This is a genomic window from Actinomyces qiguomingii (assembly GCF_004102025.1).
Taxonomy (GTDB): domain Bacteria; phylum Actinomycetota; class Actinomycetes; order Actinomycetales; family Actinomycetaceae; genus Actinomyces; species Actinomyces qiguomingii.
The window spans coordinates 2,972,380-2,984,715 of sequence record NZ_CP025228.1 but is presented as its reverse complement, the minus strand read 5'-3'; the positions used below and the strand labels follow the sequence as shown (position 1 = coordinate 2,984,715).

Annotated in this window: 10 protein-coding genes; 2 read left to right on the top strand and 8 right to left on the bottom strand. The window is 66.4% G+C overall.

Annotated features, from left to right (window positions below; genetic code table 11):
• Nucleotides 1–164: 164 nt before the first annotated feature.
• Nucleotides 165–1,658, top strand: a complete 1,494-nt coding sequence (locus tag CWT10_RS12570) for an ATP-binding cassette domain-containing protein (RefSeq protein WP_103061813.1) — start codon at nt 165–167, stop codon at nt 1,656–1,658.
• Nucleotides 1,659–1,770: 112 nt separating this feature from the next.
• Here CWT10_RS12570 and CWT10_RS12565 read toward each other — a convergent pair whose 3' ends face one another.
• Genes CWT10_RS12565 through CWT10_RS12555 form a run of 3 tightly spaced genes read right to left on the bottom strand, consistent with a single transcriptional unit; the run spans nt 1,771 to nt 5,425 of the window.
• Nucleotides 1,771–2,886 carry a substrate-binding domain-containing protein gene (locus CWT10_RS12565; protein WP_158247580.1) on the bottom strand — a complete coding sequence of 372 codons (1,116 nt, stop codon included), beginning with the start codon at nt 2,884–2,886 and terminating at the stop codon, nt 1,771–1,773.
• A 44-nt stretch (nt 2,887–2,930) separates the two neighbouring features.
• Entirely contained in the window at nt 2,931–3,914 is a 984-nt protein-coding gene (locus CWT10_RS12560; protein ID WP_103061815.1) for an ABC transporter permease, read from the bottom strand.
• Complete coding sequence (locus CWT10_RS12555) at nt 3,911–5,425, bottom strand: sugar ABC transporter ATP-binding protein (RefSeq protein WP_103061816.1); 1,515 nt, start codon at nt 5,423–5,425, stop codon at nt 3,911–3,913. The genes CWT10_RS12560 and CWT10_RS12555 overlap by 4 nt, the downstream gene beginning before the upstream one ends.
• Nucleotides 5,426–5,684: 259 nt before the next feature.
• On the opposite strand from CWT10_RS12555, the gene CWT10_RS12550 reads away from it, so the two are divergent.
• On the top strand, nt 5,685–6,704 hold the full coding sequence (locus CWT10_RS12550; RefSeq protein ID WP_103061817.1) for a LacI family DNA-binding transcriptional regulator: 1,020 nt from the start codon (nt 5,685–5,687) through the stop codon (nt 6,702–6,704).
• 22 nt (nt 6,705–6,726) lie between these two features.
• Here the strand turns inward: CWT10_RS12550 and CWT10_RS12545 are convergent, their stop codons facing one another.
• The 5 genes from CWT10_RS12545 to CWT10_RS12525 all read right to left on the bottom strand — a co-directional run bounded on the left by CWT10_RS12545 (nt 6,727) and on the right by CWT10_RS12525 (nt 12,232).
• On the bottom strand, nt 6,727–8,649 hold the full coding sequence (locus CWT10_RS12545) for an ABC transporter permease (RefSeq protein WP_103061818.1): 1,923 nt from the start codon (nt 8,647–8,649) through the stop codon (nt 6,727–6,729).
• Entirely contained in the window at nt 8,646–9,443 is a 798-nt protein-coding gene (locus CWT10_RS12540; RefSeq protein WP_103061819.1) for an ABC transporter ATP-binding protein, read from the bottom strand. Before CWT10_RS12540 ends, CWT10_RS12545 begins: the two co-directional genes overlap by 4 nt.
• 113 nt (nt 9,444–9,556) lie before the next feature.
• The gene (locus tag CWT10_RS12535) at nt 9,557–10,552 is read right to left on the bottom strand and encodes a sensor histidine kinase (RefSeq protein WP_103061820.1); all 996 of its coding nucleotides are present in this window, start codon (nt 10,550–10,552) and stop codon (nt 9,557–9,559) included.
• Nucleotides 10,549–11,265 carry a response regulator transcription factor gene (locus tag CWT10_RS12530; RefSeq protein ID WP_103061821.1) on the bottom strand — a complete coding sequence of 239 codons (717 nt, stop codon included), beginning with the start codon at nt 11,263–11,265 and terminating at the stop codon, nt 10,549–10,551. Before CWT10_RS12530 ends, CWT10_RS12535 begins: the two co-directional genes overlap by 4 nt.
• Nucleotides 11,266–11,311: 46 nt before the next feature.
• The gene (locus tag CWT10_RS12525; protein WP_103061827.1) at nt 11,312–12,232 is read right to left on the bottom strand and encodes a LysR family transcriptional regulator; all 921 of its coding nucleotides are present in this window, start codon (nt 12,230–12,232) and stop codon (nt 11,312–11,314) included.
• Nucleotides 12,233–12,336: the final 104 nt, after the last annotated feature.

Below are 12,336 nucleotides of genomic sequence, written 5' to 3'. Positions count from 1 at the left end.
CCCGCATTCCGATGGGTCGTCGGCCCGAGCTCGTGCCGCATCCGGCTCAGACTGAACCCGCTCCAGCGGGCGCGCAGCCCTCCGCACAAGTGCGGCCCCGTCGGAAAGTCCTTATCGCGAACAACCTGCACCGCCGCGCGGCCTCCCATCTTCAGGAGGACCGCATGCATTTCGCCCTGTCCGATATCCACTACACCTACCCCGGCGCCGCCTCCCCGGCGCTAGCCGATATCACGGTCACCTTCCCGGCCGGCTGGACCGGCGTCGTCGGCGACAACGGCTGCGGCAAGACCACACTGGCACGCATCGCCTGCGGCCAGCTGAAACCCGACGCCGGCGCGGTGACCTCGCGGCTGGTGGCCCACTACTGCGCCCAGGACGCCACCGCGCCGCCGCCAACGCTGACGGACTTCGCCTGCGCCTACGACGAGGTCGCCATGCGGCTGCGGCGCGGCCTCGGCGTCGACGACGCCTGGGCCTGGCGCTACGACACGCTCTCAGGCGGGCAGCGCAAACTGGTCCAGATCGCCTGCGCGCTGTGGGAGCAGCCAGATGTGCTGGTGGTGGACGAACCGACCAACCACGCCGACGCCGCCTCCCGCGCAGCCATCCGCGCCGCCCTGGCGCGCTTCAGCGGCATCGGCATCCTCATCTCCCACGACCGCGCCCTGCTGGACGCGCTGTGCACCCAATGCCTGTTCATGAGCGCTGGCAGCGCCGTCATGCGTCCGGGCGGCTACACGCAGGCAGCCGCCCAGGCCGAGCTGGAGCGCGACACCGCCCTCCAGCGGCGTGAGGCGGCCAGACGCGAGCGGCGGCGCTTGGCTCGGGAGACCCAGCGACGCCGCGAAGAGGCGTCCCGCACCGCCTCCCGCCGTTCCGGACGCAACATCGCCAAGCACGACAATGACGCGCGCTTCCGCCGGCGGTTGGCCGTGGTGAGCGGGCAGGACGGTAAGACGGGCAGGCTCGCCTCCCGCATGGAGGCCCGGCTCGCCCGCGCGGACGGCGAAGTGGAGTCCACCAGGATCGATAAGCGCTACGACGGCGAAGTCTGGGTTGATGCCGCCCCGAGTCGCCGTCCGGTGCTGCTGCGAACCGAGCCGTTGGTCCTGCCACTGGGGGAGACGGCGATGCTGCACACCCCGGCGCTGCATCTGGACAGCCGCGAGCATGTGGCACTGGCGGGTGACAACGGCACCGGCAAGACCACGCTCGTCGGCGCCCTGCTGAGGCGTCTGCCGCAGGACGCCACCTGCCTTTATGTGCCCCAGGAGCCCGACCGGGCGACGATACGGGCGACGTTGGCGCGTCTGGCCGGGCTGGATGCCGAAGGCAGTGGCCGGGTGCTCTCGATCGTCGCCAGGCTCAACTCCTCTCCGGAGCGGGTCCTGGAAGGGGAGACGATCAGTCCCGGGGAGATGCGCAAGCTTATGCTCGCACTCGGCATCCTCGACCGGCCGGAGCTGATCGTTATGGACGAGCCCACTAACCATCTGGACATCGGCTCCATCCGGGCGCTGGAGGGGATGCTGGCGGCATTTCCTGGGGCGCTGCTGCTCGTCTCCCACGACGCCGCCCTGGTGGAGGCGACCACCTCCACCACCTGGCGGATTCGCCGGCAGGACGCAGGAGAGCTGCGGCTGGTCGTGGAGTAGGCGAGCGATGCCCGGTCGCCATCGCCAAGGCACTACGGGTCGCGGGCACCGTGGAACAGGTGTGGTGGCCGGGCAGTGTGTTACCGCCCGGCCACCACCTCCTCTCAGGCGCTCAGTCGTACAGCAGCACCGAGATGTCCTCATCGTCGACGTTGGAGGAGTCGTACCAGTGGGAACCGGTGTCCACGTCCCCAACGCTTTCGCCGTTGGCCGCCTGCACGGCGAGGGTGACCGCCTGGTAGCCCATCTGGTAGGGATCCTGGGTCACCGAGCCGAGGAAGGCCCCGGAGCGCACGGCGTCCTTCTGGGAGGTGCCGGCGTCGAAGCCGACCACCAGCAGATCCTTGTAGCGGCCGGAGTCGCGATCCAGCTGGGAGGCGTCTGCGGTGGCGCTGATGACCCCATTGACGGCGTCCTGGTTCGCGGCGAACAGCGCGACCAGCCCGTCCGTGGACAGGATCGACGTGGCCGCGGACTGAATGTCCGCCTGGCTGGTGGTCGGCGGCACGGTCACCACGATCTTCACCTTGGCGGGGTTGGACGACGGCGTCGTCCAACGCTGCTGCCCGGACACGTCCACCGCCCCGGCCAAGCCGTCGAGCTTCTCCAACTCGGTAACCAGGGCGGCGGTGAAGCCGTCCACGCGCTGCACGATCGAGCCGGAGGTCGAGTCCTGGGCCAGCACCCCAATGACGGCGGGGGAGTCCGCGCTCGCGGAGGCCAGGGCGGACTGCAGATCCGCGTTGGCGGCGAGGTTGGTGGCGACGTTGCCGCCGGCGGCCTCGTTATCGGTGGTGGCGGTGGCCAGCACCGCGCCGGAGGCGTCGTCGGGCACGCCCGAGTCGAAGCCGATCACCGGGATGTCCTGGTTCTTGGCGTTCACCAGGGCGTCCTGCACGGCGTCGGGCTGGCAGGCCGCCAGGGCGATCGCGGCCGGCCGCTGGTTGACCGCAGAGGCCAGCTGCTCCACCTGCTGGGAGACATTGCTCTCCGCGTCGGGCCCGTTGGTTTCCAGGTCGACGCCGAGCTCGTCGGCGGCATCCTGCGCGCCCTTGAAGGCGGCCTGGTAGAACTGGTTCTGGTAGCTCTTGGAGATGATGATGACCTTCATCTTCCCGTCCGAGCTGGCCGAGCCGCCGTCGTCGCTGCAGGCGGCCAGCAGCGAGACCGATGCGGCGGATGCCAGGGCCGCCGTCAGCGCGGTCCTGCGAGTGAGCATGGTGGACATGGTTTTTCCTTTCATGGGGTGGGACAGAAGAGCGGATGACGGGTTCAAGCACGGCCGGCGCGGCGGGTGCGGATGACGTCGAGCAGAACTGCGAGCACCACAACGACGCCGATCAGGACCTGCTGCCACTGCACCGGCAGGCCCATTGACAGCAGGCCCGTCTTGAGTACGGAGATGACGAAGACGCCGATGATGGTTCCCCACAGGGAGCCGACGCCGCCCGCCAGTGAGGTGCCGCCGATCACGCAGGCGGCGATGGCGTACATCTCCTGGCCGTTTCCGGTCTGCGGGGTGATGGAGGAGAAGGTGGCGGCGTAGATGATGCCGGCCAGGCCGCAGAAGAAGCCGTTGAGCACGTAGACCCAGAACTTCCAGCGCGACACCACGACCCCCGAAAGCTCGACGGCCTCCTCATTGGAGCCGATGGCGTAGGTGTAGCGACCGAGCTTGGTACGAGTCAGGATGAACCAGGCGATCACGAAGAAGGCCGCCAGCCAGACAATGCCCACGGGCAGATCTCCCGCCTTGTACAGAACCGTCTTGAACCAGCCGTCCTCGGAGGTCAGGCTCGGGTAGGTCTGCGTCTGCACCTGGGCGATCACCGCGCACAGACCCAGGGACGCGAACTGCATGCCCAGGGTGGCGATGAACGGTGGAATGTGCAGGAAGCCGACCAAGACGCCGTTACCGATGCCGAAGGCGATACCGGTAGCCAGTACGATCAGCAGCGCTACGGCGATCGGCAGGTCCCAGACGTTGTAGGCCACGCCTCCTACCAGTGCGGAGCCGACCATAACCGTCCCGGAGGACAGGTCGATGCCCGCCGTGATGATCACGAAGGTCATGCCGATGGCCAGGAAGCCGATGTAGTAGGAGGAGTCGAGGATCGAGACGAAGGTGCTGGGGGACAGGAAGTGGTTGCCGAATACGGCGAAGAACGCGTACAGGATTACCAGCGCGGCCAGCGCCATCAGCTGTTGCATGGGCAGTGCGCGCAGTGGGGTGTTCTTGATGATGTTTGCGCTCATGCCGCGCGACCTTCTTCCTGCTTGGTGGCCAGTTCCATGATCTTGATCTGAGTTGCCTCGGAGGCGTCGAGCTCCCCGGTCTTGCGTCCTTCCCGCATGACCACGATGCGGTCGGACAGGTGCAGGACCTCGTCGAGGTCGGAGGAGACGAGGATGATTGACTTCCCCTGTGCGACCAGGTCGCGCATGAGCTGGTAGATCTCTGCGCGCGCACCGATGTCGATGCCGCGTGTGGGCTCGTCGAAGATGAGGATGTCGACGTCGCGCAGCAGCCACTTGGCCAGCACCACCTTCTGCTGGTTACCGCCGGAGAGGTTGCGCACCCGCTGGCGCGCTGTCGGGGTCTTGATGCGCAGCATGTCCACGTACTTACGGGTTGCGCGTTGCACAGCCCGTTCGTGCACCACTGTGGCGGTGGTGAAGGCGTCGTAGGACGCCAGGACCGTGTTGTCGGAAACCGACAGGCCGGTGACCAGACCGAAGCGCTTGCGGTCCTCAGACAGGTAGGCAATGCCGGCGCGAATGGCGTCCTTGGGGCGGTGGAAGGAGGCCTCGGCGCCGTTGACCTCCAGCCGCCCGGCTGTGGGACGATCCGCACCCGCCACAATCCGCATGGCCTCGGTGCGACCGGCGCCGACCAGGCCGGCGAAGCCGAGGATCTCCCCGCGATGCAGCGTGAAGGAGACGTCCTTGACCTCGGCGGAGGCCAGGTGCTCCGCGCGCATGACGACGGGGGCGTCGGGCGGCACCTCCGAGTGGGGCTTGGGAGTGTTGACGACCTGCCTGCCCACCATCAACTCGATGATCTCGTCGAGATCGGTTTCGGCAGTCTTGAGCGTGCCGACGTGTGCGCCGTCGCGCAGGACCGTGATGCGATCGGAGATCGCCATGACCTCGTGCATGCGGTGGGAGATGTACACGATCGAGACGCCTTGATCCCGCAGTCGCCTTATCCGCTGAAGCAGTTCGGCGCTCTCCGCCTCGGACAGGGCCGCCGTCGGCTCATCCAGGATCAGCACCTTGGTGGCTTCAAAGGACATGGCGCGCACGATCTCAACCAGTTGTGCCCTGGAGACCGACAGGTTCCGCAGCAGAGTCTGCGGGGCGACGTCGACCTCGTGTTTGGCCAGCAGCTCCTGAGCGCGTCGATTCAGCGCTCGATCGGAGATCAGCAGGGAGGAGGACTCCCGGCCGATGAAGATGTTCTGCGCCACCGTCAGGTCGGCCATCATGTTGAGTTCCTGGTGGACAATGGCGATGCCGGCACGCTGGGCGTCGCGGATGGAATGGAAGGCGGCGGGGGCGCCGTCATAGTCGTAACTGCCCTCGAAGTCCGGGTGGATGCCGGTGAGGATCTTCACCAGGGTGGATTTTCCGGCGCCGTTTTCCCCGACGAGGGCATGCACCTCCCCGGGCAGCAGGTCGAAGGAGACGCCGCTGAGAGCTTGCACGCCGGGGAAGGATTTGGAGACGTCTGTCAGTCTCAGCCGTGGTGGTTGTGGTGGTGCCATATCTGCTCCATTGCTTGAGGTGGTCCACGCTCGGCAGCGTCGGGCGCGGTGGGAGGAACCGCCGGAGCGGCCATCGGGACGGGAGTTACTGGAGCGCCACCAAGTGGCGGCGTTCCAGTACTGACAACGATGTCAATCGCAGTCACGATGCTACGGTTGGTTTCCACTCGGGTCAAGTGCGTTTCGAAAAATCGGGGAGGCGACAGTGACGTCATACTCGTCCGCAGGCTCGGCGTCGGAGGGACAACGTCGGCCCACCATGAAGCAGGTGGCCCGCTTGGCGGGAGTCGGTGTGAAAACAGTTTCGCGTGTGGTCAACGGCGAACCCAATGTCTCCGACGCCACCGCCGAGCGGGTCTGGGATGCCGTGCGCGAGCTCGACTACCACGTGGACCTGCGCGCCGGCAGCCTGCGCCGCCCCGGTGGGGCCACGCGCACCATCGCCCTGCTGGTGGGCAGCGTGGACAACCCCTTCGCCGGACAGCTCCACCGGGGCGTGGAAGACGTAGCTCGGGAGCACGATGTGGCGGTGCTGGCCTCCAGCCTGGACGAGGAGCCGGAGCGGGAGGTGGCGGCGGTTGAGGACTCCATCAGGCGCCACGTGGACGGCATCATCGTCAACACCACCACCGTGGACGGGGCCGCCCTGGAGCGGGTGCTGCACTTGGGGGTGCCGATCGTATTCGTGGATCGGGCGCCGCACGGCGTCGAGGCGGACCGCGTTACCAGTGATACCCGTGTGGCCGCCGAGCGAGCCACACTACATCTACTTGAACGGGGCCACCGGCGTATTGCCCTGCTCACCGAGCGCCTGAATGTGGCCACTGCGGTGGAGCGCCGAGAAGGATTCACTGCGGCTTTCGGTGCCTACGGCGCCGATGCCGATGGTGCGATCGTCATCTCCGGGCTGGTGGGGGCGGCGGCGGCCGAAAGCGCTGTCACTCGGTTGGCCTTGGGGCCGCGGCCGCCGACGGCGATCTTCAGTGGGCAGAACTTTCTCACCGAGGGGGCGCTGCACGCGCTGCATAGGCTGGAACTGCGCGACCGGATAGCGCATATAGGCTTCGACGACCTGCCGCTGGCGGACATGCTTCAGCCCGCGCTCACCGTGGTGCGCCAGGACCCCCAGCGCATGGGACGAGTGGCCGCGCAGCGCCTGTTCCGCCGCTTGGAGGGTGAGGCCCTCCGGCCCGAGCACATCGTGATCCCCACGCAGTTCATCACTCGCGGCAGTGGGGAGATCGAGCCGGATGATCGGCTCGATCGCCCCACCTCCTGAGGTGCCCGGAGTACGCGTCCGCCTACTGCGGGTCCTTCAGGAAGATGCGCACCTTGGCCGAGAAGCGACTGCTCAGGAAGGCGAAGTAGCCGGCTTGCAGGGCGAGCAGCGGGATGAGGATGATCAGGAAGCGCCCGTACAGGAGCCTGGAGGCGATCCGTGCCATTACCAGGTAGTTCATGGCGAAGCCCGTGTTGACGACCGCCAGCAGCACCGGAATGGCGAACAGTACCAGCAGCTGCCTGCGCTGCACACGCAGAATCTCCCGCAGCGACATGCCCATGCGGTGCAGGTTCCGTGTGATCGGCAGGTTGTCCCGCACGCTGGAGACCAGCCGGAAGTAGATCAGGCTGGCCGAGGCGGCCATGAAGACCGCGGAGAACAGCACACCCACGTAGGTGAAGATCTGGTGGCTGTACTCCTCGGCGTCGATCGAGTCAATGCGCGGGATGAACAGGAAGCTCTCGCCATCAGCCATCCCGACGCCGATCGCATTGCGCACCGTGGTGGACAAGGCGCGGGCGCCGGAGTCATGTAGGGCGTCGTCGAAGTCGAACAGGTGGGCACGCATGGAGGTCGTGCGCGGCTGTTGGGAGATTGCCTGCAGCGTCTGGTCGGCGACCACGTAACAGTCAATGTTGCGCGGACTGTCGAGCAGCCGGGTGCCGGTGCCCACCACCGCGAGTTCGCCGACGCCATCCACGCCGACCGTACTCCCGGTTGTTTCGCTTGCTCCACTGATATCGAGAGCCTGGCCGGCCGCCAGGTCGGGGTGCTCTCCGGTCACCCGGCCGTACTGCTCCACGGATACGAACTTAGTGTCCACCAGGCCTACATCGTCTCCTTCCCCCAGGAGGACGAAGTCCAGCGTGTGCTGCTGGGGATCGATGCCGTTGGCGGTCAGCTCCCCGTCTATGAGCGCGAGGTCCGCGGCCTCCCTGTCGTTGTCGCCGAAGGCGTAGTAGGTGACGGCGAACGGGGTGCTGGCCGTGATATCGGCGCGGACGGACATGACCAGGGAGATGGAGGCGGTCACGGCGCAGAACGCCGCGGTGAGCAGCATGGCGGAGATGAACATGGAGGTCACCCCGCTCTTCAGGCGGTACAGCAGAGCCGAGACCCACAGCGCGTTGCCGCCGCGCAGGTAGCGGCGTGAGTGCTTCTGGATGCCGGTGATGGCCAGGAAGACGAACTGGCTCAGAATCAGGAATGTGCCCACCATGAAGCACCCGATGAGTACGTAGTTGAGCGTCTTCTCCAGGGCGTTGTCGATCAGCGCCGGGGCGGATCCCGCATAGCGCGGGTAGAAGGTCAACGCGTATCCGAGTAACAGCACCACCGCCCCGACAACGGCCAGCGGGCTGGAGAAGCGCACGCCCTTGGCCTCGTGCCCCGAAGAGGAGAGCAGTTCGAGTATGGGGCGCCGGGACAGGCCGCGAACCAGGAGCAGGGTCACCAGCACGAACACCACTGCGAATCCGATCGCCGTATCGCGGATCGGCGCCAGGGGAGTCTTCCAGGTGATGTCGGACAGGCGGACGATGCGCGCCATGATCAGTACCGACAGATGGCCGAAGGCCGTCCCCACGAGCATGCCGACCACAATGGCGCTGGCCCCGATCAGGGAGTTCTCCGCCAGCAGCATGCGCCGCAACTGGCGGCGCGACATGCCCATGGCTCGCAGAGTGCCGAAGGTGCGCCTGCGCCGATCCACGAAGGAGTAGATCGAGAGCGACAGGAACACGACCGCGAACACGAGCACGATCACCGAGGCCATCCGCATGAACAACTGGATGCTACTGCCGTCCTGATCCAGCTCGGGGTGGTCGGCGTTGACGGCGAAGATGAAGAAGATCGTGACGGTGAAGACGCTGCTCAACCAGTAGGCGATGTAGGTCTCCGTATCGCGCAGGACGTTGTGCTTCGCGAATTGGCAGAGTGTCATCGTCCCTCACCACCGATGAGCTTGAGCACGTTCAGAATCTCGTCGTAGAAGGCCAATCGGTCGTCCTCGCGATACAGCTCGGAGTGCACGGCGCCGTCCTTGATGAACACCACCCGTTTGCACCAGCTCGCGGTGCGCGCATCATGGGTGACCACGATGGTGGATACGCCCTGGCGCTTGTTGAGATCGGAGAAGATGCGCATGACGTCCTGTGCGGCTGCCGAGTCGAGATTTCCGGTCGGCTCGTCCGCGAGCAGCAGCTGCGGTTCGTGAATGATCGCCCGCCCGATGGCCGCCCGCTGCGCCTGGCCGCCCGAGACCTCATGCACCCGGTGGGCCAGGACATCCCCGATGCCGAGCTGCTCCGCCACCGCCCGGGAGCGGCGCCGCATGCGGGCGGGGCTCTCATCCGCCGCCAGCATGAGTGGCAGCATGATGTTCTCCTGAATGGTCAGCGTGTCCACCAGGTTGAAGTCCTGAAACACGAAACCCAGCCGCTTACGACGGAAGACCGCGGCCTCCTCCTCGCTCAGGTCGGCCGGGTTCTGACCGCCGACGCGTACGGTGCCCGAGGTGGCCGGCAGGATTCCCGCCACCAGGTTCAGGACCGTGGACTTACCACTGCCCGAGGGGCCCATGATCGCGACCAGTTCGCCCGCGTCTACCCGCAGCGAGAGCTGATTGACGGCCTTGACCCTGACCGTGTCTCCGTAGATCTTGCTAACGCCCTCCAGTGACACCACGGCCGGTCCGGGCTGGTGGGTCACGGTGTTGCGTATTGCTGCTTCAGTCATCGTTTGCCCCTTTCATGTGTTCGGCAACTGCCCTTAAAGCTATTGCCCGTACAGGGGCGCGAACCATCGAAGCGGGTGACGGCGGGTGACAATCGCTGTCACCCGCGGTGTGGTCAGGCGGCCGCGCCTGCGCTTGCGCCGAAGCGCACGGTGACGGTGGTTCCCTCATCGACGGCCGAAGTGATCCGCAGCGAGTGCCCGAGCCGTTCGAGCACCTGCTTGACCAGGTACAGGCCCACTCCGGATGACTGTGAGCCCGCCCTACCATTCGAGCCGGTGTAGTACAGGTCGCATACGCGCGGCAGGTCGCGGGGACGAATGCCGCAGCCGGTATCGATGACACTCAGCTGTGCGCCCTCCGGTCGGGCGCCGATGCGTACCTCTACCGAGGATCCCGGTTCGGAGAACTTAACGGCGTTGTGGATCAGCTGGTCCGCGACGAAGCCGATCCACTTGCGATCCGTGGTCACCACGACGTCCTCACCGGTGCAGGTGACGCTCACTTCGCTCTGCCGGAACAGCCGCTGATTCTGCTGCATGACCGTAACTGCCAGATCGTCCAGATGCACCTGCTCGGTCACCAGATCATTCTCGAAGCGATCAATCCGAGCCAGGCTCAGCACCAGGTCCAGCTGCCGCTGCAGCCGGTCGAGTTCACACAGGATCGGGAAGGGGTCACGGCTCCCCTCGTCGTCCTGCGCCAGCAGGCGGATGACGCTGAGCGGCGTCTTCATCTGGTGCACCCACTGAACGATGTGGGTGCGCCACTGCTCGGTCGCCGCCTGCTGCTCCGTTAGCAGTCCCAGGTAGCGCTGATAACTGGCGTTGCCGTGCCGGATGAAGGCATTGACGAGCGGATCGGTGGACTCCTGCCCGAGCAGCTCCTCCAGGACCCGACCCGGGGAGTCGAGCCAGCGATACAGCCGCCGACGCCGGAAGTAACGCACCACCAGGGTGGTTGCCAACAGGAAATCGGAGAGTCCCAGGAAGTAGGCCATGCCGCCGGTGGTGTTGAATCCGCCGACCCGCTGATAAAGCGGCAGCAGTCCGCACACCAGGAGGGCGAACAGCGCGATGATTCCCAGGTGCTCGCGTAGAAACAGTCTCACGCAGCGTTCCCCCCGCCGCTGTCATCCGCCCCGACGATGAGCCGGTAACCGTATCCGCGTACGGCTCTGAGTTCCACTGCCGCACGACGCCCGGACAGGCGATTGCGCAGCCGGCGAATATTGACGGTCAGGGTGTTGTCCTCCACGTAGGCGGCGTCCTCCCACGCGGAGACGAGCAGCTGTTCACGCGAGGCGGCATCCGGATACCTCTGCAGCAGTGCCTGCAGCAGCCTGGTCTCCGTGAGGGACAGCTCCACCTCGTCTCCACCTATGACCGCCAACTGGCGTCCGGGCAACAGCGTCAGATCTCGGACCGTGAGCGCGTCATCGGCGTCGGTCGAGCTCAACTCACCGTAGGCGCGCCGTATGACGCCGCCCACCTTCGCGAGCAGCAGCTCCGGATCGAAGGGCTTGGTCAGGTAGTCGTCCGCACCCGACTCGATGCCCCGTACCTGATCACCGGTGGCGTCCCGGGCGGACACGATGATGATGGGGACCTTGGAGACCTCCCTGATGCGGCGACACCAGTAGAAGCCGTCGTAGCGCGGCAGATTCACGTCCAGCAGGACGACGTCCGGATCGGCCCGCTCGACCTCGTGCAGCAGGTCTGCGAAGTCGGATGCCGCGGTGCAGTCGTACTGGTAGCGCTCCAACAGGCCGATGATGCCGCGTGCGAGCGCCGCATCGTCCTCCACCACCAGAACTCTGTACACGTGATCAATTCCTTCCCGGCGATCTCGACGCCGACCGCGGCCGCACTCACAGGCTAGTGGATGGTGCGGGCGTGGCGTCGTCGTCGACCAGTGAGGCGCGCAGACGGTCCAGGAAGCGCTCCGCGATGGGGGACAGGGTCTGCCGGCGGCGCCAGATCAAGTACATGCGGGACTCCAGGGCGGGCTCGAACGGGCGGAAGGCCAGGCCGCTGGACTCGCTCGTGGCCACCAGACGGTCGAAGGTGAGCAGGTAACCCAGGCCCTCGCGGGCGAACACTGAGCCGTTGTAGGGCAGGCGGAAGGTGCCCTCAAGTCGCAGCTCGCCCATGCGGCTGCCGGCCCATGCCGGGATGTCCCGTGCCCAGGACTGCTCCGAGCAGAACAGCGGCAGTCCCACCAGGTCGTCCACGGTGACGGCCTCCTTAGCGGCCAGGGTGTCATCGCGCCGCAGTACCACGCCCCACCTGTCCGCCACGGGCAGCGGCAGCGTCTCATAGCGGCTGAAGCGCTCGCCGTCGGGCTCCTCGACGATCGCGGCGAAGTCGAGTAGGCCCCGGTCCAGCTTCTCGGTGACCTGCTCGGTGTCGCCGCTGGTCACGTGGTAACGCAGCCCGGGGCACTCCTGCTTTAGTCGCTTGAGCTGGCGAGCGAGTAGGCCAACCTGAAAGGATTCGGCCAGTCCCAGGTAGAGGTCGCCGCCGGTGACGTCGCCCAGGGCGAGGAAGTCGTTCTCGATGCGGTCCGCCAGGCGGAGGAGGTCGTCGGCCCGCTCCCGCAGCAGACGTCCCTCTTCGGTGAGCTCAATGCTGAAGGAACGCCTGACGAACAGCTTGTGCCCCAGCTCCCGCTCCAGCGCCTTCATCTGCTTCGAAAGCGTCGGCTGCGAGACGTGCAGTTGGGCGGCGGCCCGAGTCATGTTCTCCTCGCGGGCCACGGCCGCGAAATAGCGCAGCGTGCGAATCTCCATACCCGCAACGATATGCCGAATAGGCATGACATACATGCAAAACAGTCATTAGCGTCATGTCATCTGGGTGGCTAACTTGGACGCCAGAGGCGCCGCAGCACCGC